General features: G+C 59.4%; 22 protein-coding genes. 16 read left to right on the forward strand and 6 right to left on the reverse strand.

All coding sequences use genetic code 11. The features are described 5' to 3' along the window. Positions 1–12 precede the first annotated feature (12 nt). Both AC193Q_RS07185 and AC193Q_RS07190 read left to right on the forward strand, forming a co-directional pair. Positions 13–921, forward strand: a complete 909-nt coding sequence (locus AC193Q_RS07185) for a LysR substrate-binding domain-containing protein (RefSeq protein WP_047294719.1) — start codon at positions 13–15, stop codon at positions 919–921. After that, entirely contained in the window at positions 918–1277 is a 360-nt protein-coding gene (locus AC193Q_RS07190; RefSeq protein ID WP_041064415.1) for an MmcQ/YjbR family DNA-binding protein, read from the forward strand. The genes AC193Q_RS07185 and AC193Q_RS07190 overlap by 4 nt, the downstream gene beginning before the upstream one ends. A gap of 114 nt (positions 1278–1391) precedes the next feature. Here the strand turns inward: AC193Q_RS07190 and AC193Q_RS07195 are convergent, their stop codons facing one another. Together AC193Q_RS07195 and AC193Q_RS07200 are read right to left on the reverse strand one after the other, a co-directional pair. After that, positions 1392–1820 carry a DUF1294 domain-containing protein gene (locus tag AC193Q_RS07195; RefSeq protein WP_041064418.1) on the reverse strand — a complete coding sequence of 143 codons (429 nt, stop codon included), beginning with the start codon at positions 1818–1820 and terminating at the stop codon, positions 1392–1394. Beyond that, positions 1817–2647 carry an undecaprenyl-diphosphate phosphatase gene (locus tag AC193Q_RS07200; protein ID WP_047294722.1) on the reverse strand — a complete coding sequence of 277 codons (831 nt, stop codon included), beginning with the start codon at positions 2645–2647 and terminating at the stop codon, positions 1817–1819. The genes AC193Q_RS07195 and AC193Q_RS07200 overlap by 4 nt, the downstream gene beginning before the upstream one ends. Positions 2648–2949: 302 nt before the next feature. Between AC193Q_RS07200 and AC193Q_RS07205 the strand changes: the two genes are divergently transcribed. The 9 genes from AC193Q_RS07205 to AC193Q_RS07245 all read left to right on the forward strand — a co-directional run bounded on the left by AC193Q_RS07205 (position 2950) and on the right by AC193Q_RS07245 (position 11155). Beyond that, entirely contained in the window at positions 2950–4584 is a 1635-nt protein-coding gene (locus AC193Q_RS07205; RefSeq protein ID WP_121185719.1) for a methyl-accepting chemotaxis protein, read from the forward strand. A 149-nt stretch (positions 4585–4733) separates the two neighbouring features. Then, on the forward strand, positions 4734–5297 hold the full coding sequence (pnuC, locus tag AC193Q_RS07210; RefSeq protein WP_095669076.1) for a nicotinamide riboside transporter PnuC: 564 nt from the start codon (positions 4734–4736) through the stop codon (positions 5295–5297). After that, the gene (locus AC193Q_RS07215; RefSeq protein ID WP_121185722.1) at positions 5294–5818 is read left to right on the forward strand and encodes an AAA family ATPase; all 525 of its coding nucleotides are present in this window, start codon (positions 5294–5296) and stop codon (positions 5816–5818) included. Before pnuC ends, AC193Q_RS07215 begins: the two co-directional genes overlap by 4 nt. A gap of 335 nt (positions 5819–6153) precedes the next feature. Next, complete coding sequence (locus AC193Q_RS07220; protein WP_047294729.1) at positions 6154–6603, forward strand: hypothetical protein; 450 nt, start codon at positions 6154–6156, stop codon at positions 6601–6603. 1 nt (position 6604) lies between these two features. After that, on the forward strand, positions 6605–7177 hold the full coding sequence (locus AC193Q_RS07225; RefSeq protein WP_095669075.1) for an adhesin: 573 nt from the start codon (positions 6605–6607) through the stop codon (positions 7175–7177). 73 nt (positions 7178–7250) lie between these two features. Further along, positions 7251–8252, forward strand: a complete 1002-nt coding sequence (locus AC193Q_RS07230; protein ID WP_007964628.1) for a hypothetical protein — start codon at positions 7251–7253, stop codon at positions 8250–8252. Between the two features lie 63 nt (positions 8253–8315). Further along, positions 8316–8996 carry a C39 family peptidase gene (locus AC193Q_RS07235; protein WP_095669074.1) on the forward strand — a complete coding sequence of 227 codons (681 nt, stop codon included), beginning with the start codon at positions 8316–8318 and terminating at the stop codon, positions 8994–8996. Between the two features lie 44 nt (positions 8997–9040). Further along, complete coding sequence (locus tag AC193Q_RS07240; protein WP_483879358.1) at positions 9041–9787, forward strand: hypothetical protein; 747 nt, start codon at positions 9041–9043, stop codon at positions 9785–9787. Positions 9788–9832: 45 nt separating this feature from the next. After that, on the forward strand, positions 9833–11155 hold the full coding sequence (locus tag AC193Q_RS07245; protein ID WP_041064443.1) for a hypothetical protein: 1323 nt from the start codon (positions 9833–9835) through the stop codon (positions 11153–11155). Between the two features lie 86 nt (positions 11156–11241). Here AC193Q_RS07245 and AC193Q_RS07250 read toward each other — a convergent pair whose 3' ends face one another. Next, a complete protein-coding gene (locus tag AC193Q_RS07250; RefSeq protein ID WP_121185728.1) occupies positions 11242–12567 on the reverse strand; it encodes a sigma-54 dependent transcriptional regulator in 1326 nt (441 codons plus the stop codon). 345 nt (positions 12568–12912) lie between these two features. Between AC193Q_RS07250 and AC193Q_RS07255 the strand changes: the two genes are divergently transcribed. The 3 genes from AC193Q_RS07255 to nhaB all read left to right on the forward strand — a co-directional run bounded on the left by AC193Q_RS07255 (position 12913) and on the right by nhaB (position 16318). Further along, positions 12913–13179, forward strand: coding sequence for a hypothetical protein (locus AC193Q_RS07255; RefSeq protein ID WP_041064446.1), 267 nt, complete (start codon positions 12913–12915; stop codon positions 13177–13179). 278 nt (positions 13180–13457) lie between these two features. Then, positions 13458–14747, forward strand: coding sequence for an NHL repeat-containing protein (locus tag AC193Q_RS07260; protein ID WP_483879359.1), 1290 nt, complete (start codon positions 13458–13460; stop codon positions 14745–14747). Between the two features lie 68 nt (positions 14748–14815). Then, entirely contained in the window at positions 14816–16318 is a 1503-nt protein-coding gene (gene nhaB / locus AC193Q_RS07265; RefSeq protein WP_047294739.1) for a sodium/proton antiporter NhaB, read from the forward strand. Between the two features lie 102 nt (positions 16319–16420). Here the strand turns inward: nhaB and AC193Q_RS07270 are convergent, their stop codons facing one another. Genes AC193Q_RS07270 through gnd form a run of 3 tightly spaced genes read right to left on the reverse strand, consistent with a single transcriptional unit; the run spans position 16421 to position 19724 of the window. Beyond that, on the reverse strand, positions 16421–17227 hold the full coding sequence (locus tag AC193Q_RS07270) for an HAD family hydrolase (protein ID WP_483879360.1): 807 nt from the start codon (positions 17225–17227) through the stop codon (positions 16421–16423). Beyond that, positions 17224–18747: a glucose-6-phosphate dehydrogenase gene (gene zwf, locus AC193Q_RS07275; protein WP_483879361.1), complete on the reverse strand. Its 1524-nt coding sequence runs from the start codon at positions 18745–18747 to the stop codon at positions 17224–17226. The genes AC193Q_RS07270 and zwf overlap by 4 nt, the downstream gene beginning before the upstream one ends. Next, positions 18744–19724, reverse strand: coding sequence for a phosphogluconate dehydrogenase (NAD(+)-dependent, decarboxylating) (gnd, locus tag AC193Q_RS07280; protein WP_041064453.1), 981 nt, complete (start codon positions 19722–19724; stop codon positions 18744–18746). The genes zwf and gnd overlap by 4 nt, the downstream gene beginning before the upstream one ends. 273 nt (positions 19725–19997) lie before the next feature. On the opposite strand from gnd, the gene AC193Q_RS07285 reads away from it, so the two are divergent. Together AC193Q_RS07285 and AC193Q_RS07290 are read left to right on the forward strand one after the other, a co-directional pair. Beyond that, positions 19998–20180, forward strand: a complete 183-nt coding sequence (locus tag AC193Q_RS07285) for a DUF6026 family protein (protein ID WP_041064455.1) — start codon at positions 19998–20000, stop codon at positions 20178–20180. Positions 20181–20379: 199 nt separating this feature from the next. After that, positions 20380–22128: a phosphoethanolamine transferase CptA gene (locus AC193Q_RS07290; RefSeq protein WP_095669068.1), complete on the forward strand. Its 1749-nt coding sequence runs from the start codon at positions 20380–20382 to the stop codon at positions 22126–22128. Positions 22129–22158: the final 30 nt, after the last annotated feature.

Here is a 22158-nt window from a genome sequence, read left to right on the forward strand (position 1 = left end):
GGTGGATTTTTCATGCAGGATCTCAACGATCTGTACTATTTCGCCAAGGTGGTCGAGGCCGGTGGCTTTGCGGCAGCCGGCCGCTTACTGGGCATTCCCAAGTCGCGGTTGTCGCGGCGCATTGCCGAGCTCGAAGAACGCCTGGGCGCACGCCTGCTGCAGCGCACCACGCGCCAGTTGAATCTGACCGCTGTCGGCGAACGCTATCTGCGCCACTGTCAGGCGATGTTGCTGGAAGCGGAGATGGCCGACGAAGCCGTTGCCAGCATGTCCAGTGAACCGCGCGGGCGCTTGCGGGTATCGTGCCCCACCGGGCTGGCGCGAGAAATGTTGCCATGGGTAATCAGCGAATTTCTGGGCAAATTCCCCCAGGTGCAACTGGAGGTGGTGCTGCTCAACCGCCGCGTGGATCTGGTCGCCGAAGGCTTCGACGTGGCGCTGCGCGTACGTGAACTGGGCGATGAAGATCCATTGCTGGTCACCCGCCGTCTGCGTCAGGCGCAAATGGTGGTGGTGGCCAGCCCGGCCTTTGTCGAAGGCAAAACCATTGCCCACCCGCAGGATCTGAAAAACCTGCCGGTACTTGGCGCGCTGGAAGCCGACCGCATGGTTCACGTGCGTTTGCTTGATCAGCAAGGCAATAGCGTCGAGCTGAATATGGAAGCGCGCCTGGGCATCGATGACTTTATCGTGCGCAAAGCCTGCGTACTCGCCGGCCAGGGCTTTACCCTGTTGCCGATGATGTATTGCGAAGCCGACCTTGAAAGCGGCGCGCTGGTGCAACTGTTGCCCGAGTGGTCGTTGCCCGGCGGCTGGTTGCAGGCGGTGTATCCGCATCGACGCGGGGTGATGCCGGCGGTGCGGGCGTGGATCGACCATCTGGTCGAATCGTTCAATGCGTGTGGGGAGCGGCTGTTATGAGCAAGGGAAAGATGAACGAAGCGGATGTCGCCGCCTTCTGCCTGGCCTTGCCGGGCGCGCGGGAGGATTACAAATGGGGCGGCGTGCGGGTGTTCTCGATTGCCGGCAACAAGATGTTTGCCTTGCAGGGGTTGCGCGGGGATTCACTGGCATTCAAGGTCGACAAGGATCTGTTTCTCGGCCATTGCGACCGCCCGGGTATTCACCCGGCGCCGTATCTGGCGCGGGCACAGTGGATCATCATGCACCCGCCCTACCCGCTGGGCGCCGAGGAACTGCAAGGATTGCTGACGCGTTCGCATCAGTTGGTGGTGGGCAAATTGCCCAAAAAAACTCAAATCGGATTACTGCTCTGAACCCGATCCCTGTAGGAGCTGCCGCAGGCTGCGATCTTTTGACTTTGATCTTTGAAAAAGCAAGATCAAAAGATCGCAGCCTGCGGCAGCTCCTACAGGGGGATTTGTGGTGATTCAGAAGAGTGACAGCAGGTTCGAACCCAGAAACAACTGGTCGATCCAGAACACCTGATGCAGCGCCACAATCACCCAAAACAGAATCTGAAACGACACCTTGCGCGTCTTGTGCCGGAACACCTGCTGGGCAATCAGCGCCCCGGGCCAGCCGCCGGCCAGTTCCAGCGCATGCAGGATGTTCTCCGGCGTGCGCCAGGCATCGGCGCGGGCCTTGCGTTTGTCTGCCCAGTACATGAAAAACGCCAGCACACTGACGACTCCATAAGCAGTCAACGGCACCAACGAGATGCCGCGCAGCCACATCGACAGCGAGCCGAACAGCGGCAACGCGCAGACGATCAGCAGCACTGCGAGTTTCAGTTTCAAATGCTGAATGCCGCCACCGGACGGGCGTCCATCCGGGCGGCGTGCGCGGGAATCACTCATGGTTTGGCCGCCGACCAGTCCACCCAGCCGAACTGCCAGGTCGCCAGAATCACCAGACCGAAAACGATCCGGTACCAGGCGAACGCCGCGTAGCTGTGGCTGGCGATGAACTTGAGCAGACCGCGCACGGCAATCATGGCGAAGATAAACGCCGTGATGAAGCCGATGGCGAACACCGGAAAGTCCGCCGGCACGAACAGGTGGCGATACTTGTAACCGGAGTACACCGCCGCACCGACCATGGTCGGCATCGCCAGGAAGAACGAGAACTCGGTCGCGGTCTTGCGCGACAGGCCGAACAGCAAACCACCGATAATCGTCGAACCGGACCGCGAGGTGCCGGGAATCATCGCCAGGCACTGGGCGAACCCGACCTTCAGCGCGTCTTTCCAGGTGATTTCGTCCACGGTTTCGGCGTGCACTTCATGCTGGCGGCGCTCTGCCCACAACATGATCACGCCGCCCACCACCAATGCGGTCGCGACGGTGATCGGGTTGAACAGGTACTGGTGAATCAGGTCGGCAAAAATCACCCCCAACACCACCGCCGGCAGGAATGCGATCAGCAGGTTGGCAGTAAAACGTCGCGCACTCGGCTGGGTCGGCAAGCCAATTACCACATCGAGAATCTTGCGACGAAACTCCCAGACCACCGCAAGGATCGCGCCGAGCTGAATAATGATGTTGAACGCCATGGCCCGTTCGCCGCCGAAGTCGAGCAAGTCGGCAACAATGATCTGGTGTCCGGTACTGGAAATGGGCAAAAACTCCGTCAGCCCCTCTACAACTCCAAGAATCAGTGCCTGCAAAGCGATCCAAAGATCCATCAGTCCCCCAAAGAGCGATGCACGCCGGCATGCCCCGATAATATTTTTACGTTCACTGCGATCAGCGTAGCTGTTTGTTGCTGTACCGATTCCGCGCGCACAGCATCCACACGAAACGGTCAAAATTCCGTGAAATATCAACTTGGATTCAGGTTTTCGCGCGCGGGGCCGAAATCCTAACAGACAAGCCTTAATAGTGCTGCGGCGTTATACGACTTGGGTCGCGTATGCCCGACCACTCAAACGTGGTTGGATGCTGGCGTTGATTTATTACAAGAAAAAGAAATCGGAGTGGCAGCGTTATGAACAGCTTGCGCAGTGTGTCGATCAGCCGACGCTTGTGGCTCATTTTGATTGTGGCCGTGGTCATGTTGTTGACCTTGGGTGTGTTGATGCTCAAGCAGATCCACGATGACCTCTACCACGCCAAGGCGCAGAAAACCCAGCACGTGGTGCAGACCGCGAGCGGCTTGCTGAGCTACTACCATGACCTGGAAACCGCCGGCACCCTCACCCGCGACGCCGCACAGAAGCAGGCACTGACCGCCATTCGCGGCCTGCGCTACGACCAGAGCGACTACTTCTGGATCAACGACCTCACCCCCGTGATGGTCATGCACCCGACCAACCCCAAACTCGAAGGCCAGAACCTCTCGGCGATCCGCGATCCGGACGGTTTTGCGGTATTCAACGAGATGGTCGCGATCGCCAAAAGCAAAGGCGCGGGCATGGTCGATTACCGCTGGCCCAAGCCCGGCGCCAGCGAACCGGTCGCGAAAACGTCCTATGTAAAACTGTTCGAACCGTGGGGCTGGATCCTTGGTTCCGGCGTTTACGTCGATGATGTGCAGAGCGAGTTCCAGGGCCAGGTGATCAAGGCTTCGGTAATCGGCCTGGCGATTGCACTGATCATGGCCCTGCTGGTGATTTTGATTGCCCGCAGCATCGCGCGTCCGTTGCAGGAAACCGTGAATGCCATGGCCAATATCGCCAGCGGCGAAAGTGACCTGACGCGCAGCCTCGATACCCATGGCCAAGACGAAGTCACACAACTGGCGCATCACTTCAACGCCTTCACCGCCAAGTTGCGCCGGGTCATCGGTGACCTGCAGATCTCGGCCAGCGCGCTGGGCCAGTCGTCCAGCGAACTGGGCAACGATGCGACCCAGGCCCAGCAGCGCAGCCAGCAGCAATCGCAGCAGATGGAACTGGTGGCGACCGCGATCAACGAAGTCACCTACGGCGTGCAGGATGTGGCGAAGAATGCCGAGCATGCTGCCGCTGAAATGCGCGATGCCGAAGCCCAGGCGCAGCAGGGCCAGATCAACATCGACGGCAGCCTGCAACAGATCGACAGACTGTCCGGCACCATTGACCAGGCGGTCGAAGTGATCCGCACCCTCGCCGCCGAAAGCACGCAGATCGGCAGTGTGCTGGAGGTGATCCGCTCGATTGCCGAGCAGACCAACCTGCTGGCCCTCAACGCGGCCATCGAAGCGGCCCGTGCCGGTGAACAGGGCCGGGGCTTTGCGGTGGTGGCCGATGAAGTGCGGCTGCTGGCGCAGCGCACGCAAAAGTCGACGGCGGAAATCCAGACCATGATCGAGCGCCTGCAGAACCATTCCGAAGCGGCCGTGAAAGTCATCGGTGACAGCAGCAAAGCCTCGCAGCTGACCATTGAACAGGCTGGCCTTGCCGGCGCCAGTCTCAACGCCATCGGCCAGGCACTGCGCAACCTCAACGGCCTGAACGCGTCGATTGCCAGCGCCACGCTGCAACAGGCGCATGTGGTCGAGGACATCAACCAGAACGTCACGCAGGCGGCCGGCCTGTCTCACAGCACTGCGCTGGCGGCGGAGCAGTCAAGTGCGGCGAGCGTGAAGCTGGGGCAACTGAGCGAGCAGTTGAATCAGCTTCTGCGCCAGTTCCGCGTCTGACCCCTCACCCTTGTGGGAGCGAGCCTGCTCGCGAAGGCGTAATGTCAGTCAACATCTGCATTGGTGACATACCGCGTTCGCGAGCAGGCTCGCTCCCACAGGTTTTTGGGTACAATCCGCTCCCTCCTCAATTCTCCCAAGGAACCCCCATGTCCGGGCTTGAACTGTTTGCCGCCGCCCTCGGTGTGATTGCCGTGTGGCTGACGGTCAAACAGAATCCATGGTGCTGGCCGATCGGCCTGGTCATGGTGTTGCTGTACAGCTGGATTTTCTATGACGTGAAGCTGTACTCGGACATGTTGTTGCAAGTGATCTACGCCGCGCTGCAAGTCTACGGCTGGTGGCAATGGACCCGCGCCGGGACAATGCATGACGGACGCGACGTCACACGTCTGGATCGGCGCGCTATTCTGCTCGGCCTGAGTGTGGGCGCATTCGGTAGCCTGCTGCTGGGCGCGGCCATGGCGCACTGGACCGACGCCGCACAACCGTGGCTTGATGCCGCACTGACTGCTTTCAGCCTCGTCGCACAACTCTGGATGGCACAGAAACGCCTGCAATGCTGGGCACTGTGGTTCGTGCTGGATGTGATTTTCGTCGGTCTGTTTCTATATAAGGGCTTGTACCTTACCGCCGCGCTGTATGCCCTGTTCACCCTGATTGCGGTGCAAGGCTGGCGGGAATGGCGCGCCGATCCGGCGTTGCAGCGATGAAGGTGGTTGTCCTCACCGGCCCGGAATCCACCGGCAAGAGCTGGCTGGCCGCAGGCCTTCAGGAGCGCTTCGGCGGCCTGCGGGTGGACGAATACGTGCGCTGGTTCATGGAGCAGAATCCTCGCGATACCTGCCTGAACGACATTCCCGACATCGCCCGTGGACAGTTGCAATGGGAAGATCACGCGCGGGCGCAGCAACCGCGATTGCTGATTCTCGACACCCATTTACTGAGTAATATCCTGTGGAGCCGGACCCTGTTTGGCGACTGCCCGACATGGCTGGAACCCGAGCTGCTGGCACGGCATTACGACCTGCACCTGCTGCTGTCCCCGGAGCTGATCGACTGGACGGATGACGGCCAACGTTGCCAGCCACAACTCAGCGAACGCATGGCGTTCTTTCAGGCCACCCATGACTGGCTGGAACAGCACAAGCAGCCGGTGCAGATCATCCAGGGCGATTGGGATCAACGCCGCGTTCAGGCTTTTGAAGCCGTCGCCCGGTTATTGGCTGATTGATCCATCGAGTAGCTCCGTTCAGGGCGAAAGTGTCCATTCCTGAAACACCTCCCTGAGCGCAAAGCGGCCAATTCAACGGCCTTCATCATTTTGTCAGGACATCTGTTTCGCCAGTGAAACAGTCCCCGGCAAACCCTTGTCCCAGAGCTTTGCGCCGCCATGGAACCGGTGGGCGTCTGCACGACTGTTTCAGCGTTGAAACAGCTTTTGTATCAACCCTGTGCGGCCCAGCGCCAACCCGTTGAAAATCAACAACAACTCAAAAGCGGCACAGCTTTCGCTGTCTCCTTCCCAACGCTGACAAGAGCCAGCCCACTGAAGAAGGAATTGCCGCCGTGGGGAATATCAATAAAGGCCTGACCTGCCTTCTGCTGATTGGATCAGCCGCCAGCACATTCATCAGTTTCAACGTTCAAGCCGAAGGCAATGGCGTGATCGTTCTCAACCGCGACGTTCAGCCCATTCCTATCGGGCGCAGCGGTGGCAAAGACCCCTACCCAACCACGGTCAATGCCAACCCTTCGGCTCGCATCAATCAGGCGATGACCAGCACCGAGCTCAATGACGGTGAATTTGCCAGTGTAGCCAGTGGTTCTTCGATTCGCGGCAATATCACCACGCCCACCGCCAACATGCCTGGCATGAACACCCTGACCAATCCCAATGGCCTGCCCGGCATGGGCGGCGGTCACGGCGGTGGCGCGGGCGGTTCGATCTCCAACACCGTCAACCGTGCGATGAGTTCCGGTCTTGCTCCGCTGACCCGCATGGCCGGAGGTCAATGAAATGAATCGTTCCCTTCTTTTACTTGCCCTTTTCGGCTGCGTCCAGGCGCTGGCCGCCCCCGACTCGGTCAATAACGCGAACATTCAGGACACCGGCGTCCAGTACCGCGGCAACTACAACGTCAACCAGGCTGCTGGCGACCAGATGCAACAGACCAATACCAAAGCGATCGCCATCGGCACCAACGCCAGCGCCACAACCATCGTCAGGCAAAAGCTGGATACCCCGGCCAACCCGTCGATGAACGCCAGCGCCACCATTGGCGGCACCTCTTTCAGTAATGGCAACGGAATCCTGGGCGTGAACCAGGGGGCCGGGGCGAACAACCAGATGGCCAACGTGACGCGCGTCAGCATCAGTGCTGCCCCGCAAAGCGTTGACGACAGCGCCCTGTCGCAACAGAACGTGGCGCTTTTACCGAGCTCAGGAGCAACTGGCACCTCACCCGGCAGTCGCCAGGTCACGACAAGTGATCAGGCCTTCACCGGCAGCCGAGGGGTGATCCAGGTGAACCAGAGTGCCGGGGTGGGGAACCGTATGGCTAACACCCTGAGCATCCGGGTCGCTGACTGACCCAAACAACAAAAGCAGTGCAATTAGAAAGTACCAACACTTAACCAACTAATAAGCACGATGGAGAAACACCATGAAACCTACAATGGCTCTCAAACCACTGGTTTTCGCACTTGCAGCAGTAATGGCAATGGCGGCTCAGGCAGGCGGCAATGATCATGGTAACGGGCACGGCAATGGCCATGGCAACCATGAACCCAAAGGCCCTACCCTGGAACAACTTCTGCAAATCGGAGCCGGCGCCGGGGCTGCCGTACTCGACACGCAGAACAGCGATGGCAACCTGGTGGGCAACCAAGGCACCAAAAACGATGCCAACGTCAATAACTCGGCCAATGGCACCAACGGCAACGTCGGCATGAACAACACCGCCGGCGATGGCAACCAGCAAGACAACGCTGCTGCACTGGCGACTGCCGACGAAAGCTTTATCTTCGGCAGCGCGGTATCTGTCTCCAGCGCCACTCAGGTCAACAACAACAACGCGGTTGCCAACTACTCGACAACCAACAACGCCAACCTCAACAACGTGGGTAACGGCGGTTCCGGCAACATTGGCGTGAACAACAGTGCCGGCAACTTCAACCAACAGAAAAACAACCTGGCTATTGCTGTATCGGGTGGTCGTGTAGCTAACGCCGCTGCTGCTGCGAACCAAAGCTCCACTGGCCTGACTGTGTCCAATAACGGCACTCAAACCTACAAAAAAGATACCCTCACCGGCACCGTGGCCGCCGTCGGCGCATTCGCTGCCGTTGGCAAAGCTACCATCGAAGGTGATAAAGGCCACGGCGGTGGCGGCTATGGCGACAACGATCGCGGCCATGGCGGTAACGGCGGCAGCAAAGATCAGAAAGCCACCTTCGAAGCTGTCGGTGTCTTCGGCCTGGCTGGCGTCACCACTCAACAAGTGCTGACCCCTGATGGCTGGAAAAACCCTGTGACCAACAACGCGAACATCTCGAACGTTGGTAACAACTTCTCCGGTAACGCTGGTTACAACAACGCCGCCGGTGTTGGCAACCAACAAAGCAACTCGCTGTCCATCGCTGCAGGTTGCAAAGCCTGCATGTAATCGCGATCGAAACGAAAGCCCCGGAAACGGGGCTTTTCCTCAGTCCGCAAAGGCGTATCGATCATGCGTAAGACTGCCTTTATCGCCCTGCTTTGCCTGTCCGGCCTGACCCAGGCTGCCCAGATGCCCGTCGCTGCCCTGCCCGGCGGCGTACTCGTCTACAAAAACGTGCAAAGCATCCGTGAGCGCAAGTTTGCCGACATTGTCGAACAGAAAACCGATTTCAGCTGCGGCGCCGCCGCACTGGCCACGGTATTGCGCCAGGCCTATTGGCTCGACGTCGATGAGGAGCACATCATCAAAGGCATGCTGGTCAACGCCGACCAAGACCTTGTTCGCACTCAGGGTTTTTCCATGCTGGACATGAAGCGCTACGTAGAAAGCATCGGCATGCGCGCCAGGGGTTACAAGATTCCACCGGAGAAGCTCGACGCAGTCACGATCCCGGTGGTGGTACTGTTGGAAATTCGCGGCTACAAGCATTTCGTGGTTCTGCAGCGTTCGGACAAGGATTGGGTTTACATCGGAGATCCCGTCTTAGGCCACAAACGCTACACCCATGATGACTTTGTCAAAGGTTGGAACGGCATCGTCTTCGCCATCGTCGGCCCCGGTTATGACAAAACCAATGCATTGCGCACACCACCGACTCCGCTGACGGCCAAGAACAAGCTGGATAACTTCAACCCTGTCAAAGATGCTGAATTGATGGACTTCGGGTTCATACAGAGCGACTTCTTTTAATCGCCGATTATAAAGAATGGGGCTGGATGTCCCGGGAGCAGCAGATGAAAACCTCATACTGGCTGGCCGCCGCCTGCCTGGCAGCGAGCGCGTCAGGCTACGCCAATGCAGGGTTCAAACCTATCGAAATCCAGGATCAGGAGCTGTCACAGCTTCGGGGTCGTTACGTCATGCCGGGGCGGATCATCAGCTTCGGCATTGTCATGAGCAGTACCTGGCGCAACGCCAGCGGTGATCTGATCGGCGCTGCGACGTCGATGCAAATCCAGGCCGCCACGATCAAACCGGAATTTTATGTCTCGACCATCAAGGAACAGGGCAACGGCAGCACCCCGACGCCGGGTACTGGCAATGTCATTGGTGGTGCGGCACTCAATAGCAGCCAGGGCGTGACCCAGAGCGTACGCGCCGCCGGCGACGGCAACACCGCCAACAACAATGTGGCGATCAACGTAAAAGAGGCCAACACCCCTCCTCCACTGGCCCCCGCACAAGGTCAGGCCCTGATTGCCGGGCAAACCATCGGTGCCAGCAATGCCGCTGGCAACGTCGCCGTTTCGGCCACCAACAGTGGCGTGCAAATGGCCATTCAGGCCTCGGGCAATCAAGGCACCGCCCTGCAACAAGTGGCCCAGGGCGGCCTGCTGCAGAACACCCGCCTGCTGGGCAGCGCCAACGTGGTCAACAACATGACCCAACTCAATGTTGTACTTAACAATAACGGCATCAGCCCCGGCGCACTGGACTGCAACCTGACTCAACTCAGGGCACTACGCAATATCGGATATTGAACTACGCTGAGTCTCGATCATTGGGCTTAAAGGGACGGCTTATTCATGTATCGATCAGTATCACTGCGTGCCGCTGTATGTTTGAGCACTCTTCTACCTGCGGCGATGCTGCAAGCAGCACCCGACGCAGATGTGGAGACCCTGAAACAGGAACTTCTGGAGCTGAAGCAACGATACGAAGTACAACAAAAGGCCCTGGCGGTGCTCGAACAACGGGTTCGTCAGGTTGAAGATCAACCGGCAGCGCCGCAACCCAAACGGCTGGCCAAGTCGCCGTCTGACATGAAAGGCAATCCAAGAGTGGCCACCAGCACCGGCGCGCCCGGGACTGGGGCGGCAGCAGCGTCGGGGGGCGCAGCGGGGGGCAGTGGGGCTTCTTATGGCCAGTCGCTGGCCGACGATTCGCAACCGGCACAGAGTGTGTCCAACCTCTACGACGAGGCCAGCGGCTTCTTCGGCGGCGGCAAATTCAGTTTTGAAACCGGTGTGACCTACTCGCGTTACGACACCCGGCAGCTGATCCTCAACGGCTTCCTCGCACTGGACTCGATCTTTCTTGGCAACATCAACCTCGACCGGATCAAGGCCGACACCTGGACGCTGGACCTGACCGGCCGCTACAACTTCGACAACCGATGGCAGTTCGACGTCAACGTACCGGTGGTCTACCGCGAGTCGACCTACCAGTCCGGCGGCGGCAACGGTGGTGCATCGAACGTCACGACGGAACAGGATGTTTCGCGTGATCCAACCATCGGCGACGTCAACTTCGGTATCGCCTACAAGTTCCTCGACGAGTCGGTCAACACCCCGGACGCCGTGGTCACCCTGCGAGTCAAGGCGCCAACGGGCAAGGATCCGTTCGGGATCAAATTGCGCCAGACCGATGCCAACTCCAACCTGTTCGTGCCTGATACCTTGCCCACCGGTAACGGCGTCTGGTCGATCACTCCCGGGGTTTCGCTGGTCAAGACGTTCGACCCGGCGGTGTTGTTCGGCAGCCTGTCCTACACCCACAACCTGGAGGAGTCGTTTGACGACATCAGTGCCACCGTCAATCAGAAAACGCCAGGCAAGGTCAGCATTGGCGACAGCTTCCAGATCGGCGCCGGTATCGCGTTTGCACTCAACGAAAAGATGAGTATGTCGTTTTCGATGTCTGATCTGGTGCAACGCCGCAGCAAACTCAAACCCGATGGCGGGGATTGGCAATCGGTGGTGTCCAGTGACGCCAACGCGGGTTACTTCAACGTCGGTATGACCATTGCCGCCACGGATAACCTGACCATCGTACCCAACCTGTCGATCGGCATGACCCCGGATGCCCCGGACTTCTCCTTCAGCCTGAAATTCCCGTACTACTTCTAACGCGAAAGATCGCAGCCTGCGGCAGCTCCTACAGGGATTACAACTGTAGGAGTCGTCGCAGGCTGCGATCTTTTGATCTTTGGTTTCTAGCGAATCTGATGTTTGTGCAGCAGGCGATAAAACGTTGGCCGGGAGACCCCAAGCACTTTCGCTGCGACGCTGAGGTTGTCGCTGTGCCGGTTCAATACATCGCACAAGGCCTGGCGTTCGGCCCGGGTCTTGTAGTCTTCAAGCGTGCCCATCGGCGTGGAGACTGAGTGCTGACTGATCAACCCCAGATCCCGGGCTTCAATTTGCCGCCCCTCCGCCAGCACCAGACCCCGTCGCACGCGGTTGGCCAGCTCGCGCACATTACCCGGCCAGTCGTGCTTGCCCATGGCGATCAACGCATCCTCGCTGAAGCTGCGTGGACGGCGGCCAGTCTCATGGCTGTAGAAGTGCGAGAAATGGTTGGCCAGCATCGACAGATCACCGTGTCGCTCGCGTAATGGCGCGGTCACCACTTGCAGCACATTGAGACGGTAATACAGGTCTTCGCGAAAGCGTTTTTTCTCGATGGCGGCTTCCAGGTCGACGTGGGTGGCCGCGAGGACGCGCACATCCACCGGAATCGGCTGGCTGCCACCGACACGCTCAATGTGTTTCTCCTGCAGGAAACGCAGCAGATTGGCCTGCAATTCCAACGGCAAATCGCCGATTTCATCGAGAAACAGCGTGCCACCGTTGGCCGCTTCGATGCGCCCGACCTTGCGCTGATGGGCACCGGTAAAGGCACCTTTTTCGTGGCCAAACAGTTCGGACTGAATCAAGTGTTCGGGAATCGCCCCGCAATTGATCGCCACAAACGGCTTGCTGTGGCGCTGGGACTGGCGGTGCAGCGTGCGCGCGACCAGTTCTTTGCCGGTACCGCTTTCACCGCGGATCAATACCGGGGACTCGGTCGGCGCCAGTTTGCTCAACAGTTTTCGCAGCTCGCGGATCGGCTTGCTGTCGCCGAGCAACTCGTGTTCCGGCTGATCGACGTGAATCGTGCCTTGTCCACGCAAACGCGCCATGCCGAACGCGCGCCCAAGGGTCACCTGGACCCGCGAGACATCGAACGGCAATGTATGGAAATCGAAAAACCATTCGCAGACGAAGTCGCCAACGTTCTGCAACCGCAGGACCTCCTGATTCAGCACCGCGATCCACTCGGTGCCGCTGCGGCTGATCAGTTCCTTGACGGCTTCCGGGCGCTCGAGGTGAAAAGGTTGCAATCTGAGCAGGCCGACGTCGCATGGCCGATCGGCGGCATTTTCCAGGGTACAGCTGTCGACATCCCAGCCGACCGCGCGCAATCCGGGTAACAGGCGATGACAGTCGTCACAGGGGTCGACTACCAATAAACGTCGTAACGCTGGCGCTTCGATCATGACTGTTCCTTGGCGCCAAATTTGAGGAAATTATTGTAAAAACAGTCATTTGGCAGACCCGACTGTAACATTAGCAAGAAATTGACAGGGGCTTGTATCGATTGCTTATAGGCGTACAAGCTAAAGAGTTATAAGAAGCCGGGTTATTAGTTAGCTATCGAGTTGCGCTCTTTCGCCAGGCTTTCAAAAACTGTCGAAATCCTGAGCATAAGCAATAAAGTTGAAATTTCTCCGTTTCGTGTGTGACCTGCTTCGGGGTTGCGTGCATCAGTACAAGTAACCAGCCGAACGGTAAGCCCAACCGACGGCACATCACTTGATTGGGCACGACAGAGAGAAGACCCCATGACCGCCCCGCTCCGTATCAACGAAGCTCTTTTGATTGCCAACCACGCATTTAAACCTTTCCAGTGCGTGGCCTGGGCCCCACAAGACGGCAACGGCGAACTGAACCTGACCGTCATCGACCGTACCAACTCGCATATCGGCCGCAAGCAGATTCCAAGCAGCGCTTACTCCGACCCGGCGCAACTGGAACAACTGCTGCAGCAGGCACGCGCCGAACTGAGCGAAGAAGGTTACCTGTTGCAATCGTGGTCGATGCCGCACTGATCAGAAGGTAATGCGGACGACATCCAGTCGTCCGCCCTGCTCTTTTTATTTATCTGTTGCTGTTTATCTCCAGTACGTTTGTACAACTTTCTTTAAAGCGTCAGGCGACACTGCTTGGCAGGCTTTCATTTGGTTCAAAAAGACACTGTTCTGGCACAGTGCGACCCTCCACCTGTTAGTTATGTCAGTTGTACTTCGGCGTATTCAGGGATTGAATGTTTCGCTCATGCAGTTACCCGCCCGATTCGGGCCTGGTCAACTTGCAAGGAGAAGCATGCATGTCCCCCGAGAACGCCGTTGCGCTCCCGCCGTCAAAGACTCACGCCGGGCAACTCGACAGAGATTTTGCCCACTCCGGCATTGCCCAAGTGTATTTCGCCGGCAGCGTGTCGAGCATGACTCAAGGCCTGGCCCTTGATCCACAAGGCCGGGTGTTGGTGGCTGCCAAGATTGGCACTGCCGCAGGCAGCCGTTTCGGGTTGGCGCGAATGCTTCCCGACGGTTCTGCCGATCTCGGCTTCGGCGCTCAAGGCAGCGTGATCGGCGAATTCGCCCCCGGATTCGAAGCCATGGGTGCCAAGGTGCAGGTGTTGCCAGACGGACGCATTCTGCTGGCCGGCCTGCATTATGAGAACGCTCACCGTACCCTGCCCGCCTGCGCCCGCTTCACGGCTGACGGCTTGCCTGACCCATCGTTTGGTGACAATGGTCGACAAGTCGTGCGCCTGCCGGGTGACCTGTCCGTCGGGTCTCGGGATAGCTGGCTTCCGCCCGGAGTGCCGGGGGCCGAAGCGTGCGACTTCGCGGTGCAGGACGACGGGCACATTCTGCTGATTGCCAATCACCACTTCGAATTGGCCGACCATGCTGGCATGCTGATTCGTCTGACTCCAGACGGCACCCTCGATCCCGGCTTCAATGGCCGTGGATTCGTGATGATCCGCCACCTGCTGCTCAACACCTGGCTCAACTGCCTGCTGCTGCAAGAGGATGGGCGCATCATCGTTGCCGGCGCCATCGACTTTCCTCAGGAAGGTCTGGTGGCACGTTATCTGCCCGACGGACGTCTGGATGAGCGCTTTGCGGTGGACGGTTTCCTCGCCTTTAAGGCCCACGGACAAAGCGCGATGGTCAGTCAGGTGCTGCATTCGATGGAGCATCTGCATTGTTTTGGCAGCAGCCGCGACCCGATCCGCTGCATGGCGCTGAGCCTGCACCCCAACGGTCGCCCGGAGTTGCGCAACCATGCCGGCCACCCGCATCTGCTGGAGATCGGCCCCAGTGGCTGCCAGTGGAGCGCGGCGCAGTGCATGACCGATGGCCGCATCATTGCGGTGGGCGCGACGATTGGCGGTATCGAGGCCGATTTCATCGTCGCGCGCTACCTGCCCGACGGCCAACTCGACCGCGAGTTCGGTAACGGCCACGGCTGGTTGCGCACGCGACTGGGACGCAGCCTGGATATCGCCAACTCACTGGCGGTGCAGGCCGATGGACACATCCTGGTCGGCGGCTATTCTCTGGACGGCAACTACCGGGCCATGATTGCCCGCTATATAAATCAATAATCCCCCGAGACTTGAACTTGCCAGTCACTTGCGGCACTTTGCGCGCTTCTTAATACAAGGAGCAACCGATGTCCGGTTCACTGGCCCAGGCCTTCGCGCATAATTTCCTCGGGCACTCGCCCCGCTGGTACAAGGCGAGCATCGTCGGCTTCCTGATCCTCAATGCCGTGGTGCTATTTACCGTCGGCCCGGTCGCCGCTGGCTGGCTGCTGGTGATCGAATTCATTTTCACACTGGCCATGGCCCTCAAGTGCTATCCGTTGATGCCCGGCGGCTTGTTGTTGATTGAAGCCCTGCTGCTGAAGATGACCACGCCGCAGGCGCTATACGATGAGTTGGTGCACAACTTCCCGGTGATCCTGCTGCTGATGTTCATGGTCGCCGGCATTTACTTCATGAAGGATCTGCTGCTGTTTCTGTTCTCGCGGCTGCTGCTGGGCGTACGCTCCAAGGCGATTCTGGCGCTGATGTTCTGCTTCCTCTCGGCGTTTCTGTCGGCGTTTCTCGATGCCCTGACCGTGACGGCGGTGATCATCAGCGCCGCCGTCGGCTTCTATTCGGTTTATCACCGTGTGGCCTCGGGCAACGATCCGCGCCAGGAAAGCGAGTTCAGCGACGACCGACACTTGCCGGTGCTGCACCATGACGACCTGGAACAGTTTCGGGCGTTTCTGCGCAGCCTGCTGATGCATGGCGCTGTGGGCACCGCACTCGGCGGCGTCTGCACCTTGGTGGGCGAACCGCAGAACCTGTTGATCGGCCATGAGATGGGTTGGCACTTCGCGGCATTTTTCCAGAAAGTCGCGCCGGTCTCGTTGCCGGTGCTGGTGGCTGGGCTGGCGACCTGCGTACTGCTGGAAAAACTGCGCTGGTTTGGCTATGGCACCCTGCTGCCGGACAACGTCCGCGCCGTGCTGGCCAATTACGCTGCCGAAGATGACGCCGAACGCACTCCGCGTCAGCGTGCCGCGCTGCTGGTACAAGGCACTGCTGCGTTGATTCTGATTGGCTGCCTGGCGTTTCACGTTGCCGAAGTCGGCTTGATCGGCCTGATGGTTATCGTGTTGATCACCGCGTTTACCGGCATCACCGACGAACACCGTCTGGGCAACGCATTCAAGGACGCCATGCCGTTCACCGCGTTGCTGGTGGTGTTCTTCGCCGTGGTCGCGGTGATTCACGATCAACAACTGTTCGCGCCGCTGATCCAGTGGGTGCTGGCGCTGCCGGCGGAGCAACAGCCGGGCATGCTGTTCATCGCCAACGGTCTGCTCTCGGCGATCAGCGATAACGTGTTCGTCGCCACGATCTACATCACCGAAGTGAAACAGGCTTTCCTGTCCGGGCACATGAGCCGCGAGCATTTCGAGACGCTGGCCATCGCGATCAACACCGGCACCAACCTGCCGAGCGTGGCGACGCCAAACGGTCAGGCTGCGTTCCTGTTCCTGCTGACCTCGGCGATTGCCCCGCTGGTACGCCTGTCGTACGGGCGGATGGTGTGGATGGCATTGCCATACACCGTGGTGATGGGCTTGCTGGGCTGGTACGCCGTCAGCTACTGGCTCTGACAACAACCTCATGCAGGAGCTGCCGAAGGCTGCGATCTGTCGATCTTGCTGCATAAAAAAACAAGATCAAAAGATCGCTGCCTGCGGCAGCTCCTACAAATGTTACTTGAGGATGTACTTCTCGATCGCCAGGGCTACGCCATCTTCGGTGTTTGGCGCAGTCACCACATCAGCCTGACGCTTCACTGCCTCTTCCGCCTGCCCCATGGCTATCGACAATCCCGCGCAATGGAACATCGCCGGGTCGTTACCGCCATCGCCAATCGCCGCCGTCTGCTCCAGCGGGATGCCCAGATGCGCAGCAATCGTCGACAGCGCGGTGCCCTTGTTGGCCTCCAGCGCCGTCACGTCCAGATAAACCGGTTGCGAACGCGAGACCTGAGCCATGCCGTTGACCTTGGGCAGCAGGCGCGCCTCAAGTTCAATCAGCAAATCCGTGTTGTTGCTGGTCGCGACGATCTTGTCGATGCGCTCCAGATACGGCTCGAAACTCTCGACCACCACCGGCGGATAACCGAGGCCGTGCTGTTCGCGCGGCACCATCGGCCCGTGTGGATCCTTGAGCAGCCAGTCGCCACCGCTGAACACCCAGATTTCCACTTCCGGCTGGTCGGCGAACAACGCCAAAGCAATCAACGCCGTCGGCACCGGCAGGTAATGCGCCACCAACACGCCGCCGTCCGGATTGACGATGGTGCCGCCATTGAAGGCGGCGGTCGGCAGATCGACACCCAAGGCTTCGATCTGCTGCAACATGGCCTTGGGCGGGCGCCCGGTGGCCAGGCTGAACAACACGCCCGCCTCGCGCAGCGAACGCACTGCATCAATGGTGCGCTGACTCAGGCTGTGATCGGGCAGCAACAGCGTGCCGTCCATGTCACTCAATAAAAAACGGATCGACTCCCTCATCCCAGGCCATGCCAGACGCGACCATCGCGAGTCAGCAGATCGTTGGCGGCTTGTGGACCGTCTTCCCCGGCGGCGTAAGTCTGCACGCTCGCGTCCTGCTGCCAGGCATCAAGGAACGGCTGCACCGCGCGCCAGCCGTTCTCGATGTTGTCGGCGCGCTGGAATAGCGTCTGATCCCCCGTCAGGCAGTCGTAGATCAGCGTTTCGTAACCGGTGGACGGCTGCATTTCGAAGAAATCCTTGTACGCGAACCCCAGCTCGATATTGGCCATGTTCAACGCCGGCCCCGGCCGTTTGGCCAGCAGGTCGAACCACATGCCTTCGTTGGGCTGGATCTGGATACGCAGATAAGTCGGCTGCAGCTCATCGACTTCGGTGTCGCGGAACTGCGCATACGGCGCCGGTTTGAAGCAGATGACGATTTCGGTATCGCGCACGCTCATGCGTTTGCCGGTGCGCAGGTAGAACGGCACGCCAACCCAGCGCCAGTTGTCGATCATGACTTTCAGCGCGACATAGGTTTCGGTGTTGCTGTCAGGCGACACGTTGGCTTCCTGGCGATAGCCATTCAACGCTTTGCCATCGACTTCGCCGGCGCTGTATTGACCGCGTACCGAATTGGCCCGTGCCTCTTCGACGCTCCACGGGCGGATCGCGCCGACCACTTTGGCCTTTTCACCGCGCACAGCGTCAGCGCCAAACGCGGCCGGCGGTTCCATGGCGACCATCGCCAGCAACTGGAACAGATGATTGGGCACCATGTCGCGCAGCGCACCGGTGTGCTCGTAAAAACTGCCACGGGTTTCAACGCCGACGGTTTCCGCGGCGGTGATTTGCACGTGGTCGATGTAATGGTTGTTCCAGAACGCTTCGAACAAGCTGTTGGAGAACCGGCTGACCAGAATGTTCTGCACGGTTTCCTTGCCCAGATAATGGTCGATCCGATAGATCTGTTTCTCGGACATGACCTTGAGCAGGCAGGCGTTCAAGGCTTCGGCAGTGTGCAGGTCGGAACCGAACGGTTTCTCGATCACCACCCTTCTGAACGCTTCGGGGGTTTCTTCCAGCAGTTTGGCGGCGCCGAGACGGCGTACCACTTCACTGAAAAAACGTGGCGCGGTGGCCAGGTAGAACACCGCGTTGCCCGTGCCACTGTCGGCGATTTTTGCCGCCAGCGCGGAATAGGTGCTGTCGTCCAGGAAATCGCCCTGGACGTAGCTGATACCTTTGGCGAGCTTGGCCCACAAGGCCGGATCAAGCATCTGATCGCCCTTGCCGACCTGCGCCGCCACTTCGGTACGGATGAAGTCTTCGAGTTTTTGCGCGAAGGCCTCATCGGTAATGGCGTTGTGGTCAACGCCGACGATCCGCAGATTCTCGTCAAGCAAGCCGTCGCGACTGAGGTTGTACAGCGCCGGCATCAGCAAGCGCTTGACCAGGTCGCCGTGGGCACCGAACAAAAACAGCGTGGTCGGTGGTGCGGGTTCTGCCTTGGATTTTCTGCGGATCGTATGGGTCATTTCTTCGGTGTCTCCACGTGGCCGCCGAAGCCGAAGCGCTGGGCCGAAAGAATCTTGTCACCAAAGGTGCCCTGGCCGCGCGAGCGGTAGCGCGAGAACAGCGAGTTCGACAGCACCGGTACCGGCACCGCTTGCTCCATGGCCGCTTCGATGGTCCATTGACCTTCGCCGCTGTCCGCCACCGAACCGGAGAATCCGTCGAGCTTCGGATCGCTGGCCAGCGCGTCGGCGGTCAGGTCGAGCAGCCAGGAGGATACGACGCTGCCACGACGCCAGACTTCAGCGATGTCGGCCACGTTCAGGTCGAAACGCTGATCTTCCGGCAGGCGTTCGCTGGACTTGGTTTTGAGAATGTCGAAGCCTTCGGCAAACGCGGCCATCATGCCGTATTCGATGCCGTTGTGAATCATCTTCACGAAGTGCCCGGCACCGGCGGGACCGGCGTGGATGTAGCCGTGTTCGGCGCGGTGATCCTCGGACTTGCGGTCCTTGGTACGCGGAATCTCGCCCATGCCCGGCGCCAGAGCGGCGAACAGCGGATCCAGACGGTTCACGGTCTCGGCATCGCCGCCGATCATCATGCAGTAACCGCGCTCCAGGCCCCAGACGCCGCCGGAAGTGCCAACGTCGATGTAGTGCAGACCTTTTTCGGCGAGGGTCTTGGCCCGGCGAATGTCATCCTTATAGTTGGTGTTGCCGCCATCGATGATGGTGTCGCCGGCTTCCAGCAAATCGCTCAGGGTGTTGATGGTGTCTTCGGTCGGCGCACCGGCCGGCAGCATGACCCACACGGCACGTGGCTTGGCCAGGCCGGCGACCAGCGCAGGCAGATCGGCAACGCCCGTGGCGCCCTCGGCGGCCAGGGTGTCGACAAAGGCGGTATTGCGGTCGTAAACAACGGTGGTGTGACCGTTGAGCATCAGACGCCGCGCAATATTGCCGCCCATGCGGCCCAGTCCAATAATCCCGAGTTGCATGTGCTGATGCTCCTTACTACAAATAAATGTGTGTCATTGGTTATAGCCCAACGCGACTAATGGAGGTTAGTCCAGAGCGTCGGGCCGAAGTTTCCGGGCATTGTGCCCGATCCAGACTGATAACGCCCCGAATCATGCCGAAGACACACCGACCATGAAAAATAAAAAAGTTCCATTCACGGGCAAAAGAAATCAAAATTGGCGCCGATAGCAGATCTGTAGCCCGGCACCGGGACAATCTGCAGTTGAGACACGCCATTTGCGAGGTGAGCAATGGGCACAGTACACACAGCAATGCCGCCACAAACCCTGTATGTCACGATCCGTCGCGATGAATTGCGCCAGTTGAAGGACGAGCGCGACCAGTTGAAGCAGGAGCTGGCGCAATTGCGCTCGCTGACCCAGGGCGCTCAGCCCAAACCTCTGCCGGTTGTCCAGCGTCAACCGCACGCCTGACCTGCCCCGCCAGCATCGGGAACGGCGCCTGTCGTTCCCGTCATGATCCGCTCCCGCCAGCAATCAGCAACTAACGAAGTTTTCACATTACGTTCGTGATACTCGCGCCCCATCTGGCCGTGCGTTTGCGCGCGGCTTCCGTTCGTCGGTTTGCTGTAGTGTTCCGGCGTTGGTTAGTGACGATGAGCTGGAGTGCTGAATGGCATTGTTCAAACGCAGCAAAACGACTGCGACAGGTTTCGATTGGGCCGGGGTTCTCTGGCTCTTTGCTTTTTTCTGGTACTTCTCGGGCATCACCCAACTGTTGATCCAACTGACCGGCACCTCCGGTTTCAGCGGTTTCCGTCAGGCCTTCGTGATGAGTGCGCTGTGGCTCGCCCCGATGCTGGCGTTTCCCAAACGCACCAAACTGCTGGCTGCGCTGATCGGTATCGTCCTGTGGGCCTGTTCCATGGCCAGCCTGGGCTACTTCTTCATCTATCAGCAGGAGTTCTCGCAAAGCGTCATCTTCATCATGTTCGAGTCGAACGTGTCGGAAGCCGGCGAGTACATGACCCAGTACTTTGCCTGGTGGATGATCCCGGCGTTCCTCGCGCATACCGCTTTCGCCTACTTTCTCTGGACACGCCTGCGCCCGGTGTACATGCCCCGTGGCCGCGCCTACGTTGCGGCGCTGGCAATCCTGATTGCCGTGGTCGGCTATCCGCTGATCAAGCAGACCCAGCGCACCGGCAGTTTCGCCGGAGGTTTCGAGAAGTTCGAAGACCGCATCGAGCCGGCGGTGCCTTGGCAAATGGCCGTGGCTTACCACCGATACCTCGACACTCTGGCCGGCATGCAGGACATGCTGCACAGTGCAAGCAAGGTCCCGCCGCTGCATAACCTCAAGGCTGCCGACGCGGATAAACCGTCGACGCTGGTGCTGGTGATCGGCGAATCGACCAACCGCCAGCGTATGAGCCTGTATGGCTATGGCCGCGAGACCACGCCGGAACTGGACAAACTCAAGGATCAGCTCGCGGTGTTCGACAACGTCATCACCCCGCGCCCGTATACCATTGAGGCGTTGCAGCAGGTGCTGACCTTCGCCGACGAAGAAAATCCGGACTTGTACCTGTCCACGCCGTCACTGGTCAGCATGATGAAACAGGCCGGCTACAAGACCTTCTGGATCACCAACCAGCAGACCATGACCAAGCGCAACACCATGCTCACGACCTTCTCCGAACAGGCCGACGAGCAGGTGTACCTGAACAACAACCGCAACCAGAACGCCGCGCAGTACGACGGTGACGTGATTGAGCCGTTCAACAAGGCCCTGAGTGACCCGGCGCAGCGCAAGTTGATCGTCGTGCATCTGCTCGGCACGCACATGAGCTATCAGTACCGCTATCCGCCGACCTTCGACAAGTTCCAGGACCGTACCGGCGTTCCAGCCGGCGTGCGTGACGATCAGGTGCCGACCTACAACAGCTACGACAACGCCGTGTTGTATAACGATTTCGTGGTATCGAGCCTGATCAAGGACTACGCCAAGTCCGATCCGAATGGTTTCCTGCTGTACCTCTCCGACCACGGTGAAGATGTGTTTGACTCGGTCGGCCACAACACCCTCGGCCGTAACGAGAACAAACCGACGGCACCGATGTACACCATCCCGTTCATGGCCTGGGCATCGCCGAAATGGCGCGAGAACCATGACTGGAACTTTGCCGCCGACCTGAGCCGGCCGTACAGCAGCTCGCATCTGATCCACACTTGGGCAGACATGGCCGGTTTGAGTTTCGATGAACTGGACCGCAGCAAGAGCCTGGTCAGCGACAGCTTCAAACCGCGTCCGCTGATGATCGGCAACCCGTACGAACGCGAGCAGCGCGCCCTGATCGACTTCAGCCTGATGAAGCCGAAGAAGGTCGAGCCCACCGCAGCGAATGTCGTGCAGCAGTAACCGCCTGGAAGGCGCCGGTTTCGAGAGATC

The sequence above is a fragment of the Pseudomonas sp. F2 genome (genome assembly GCF_057174385.1).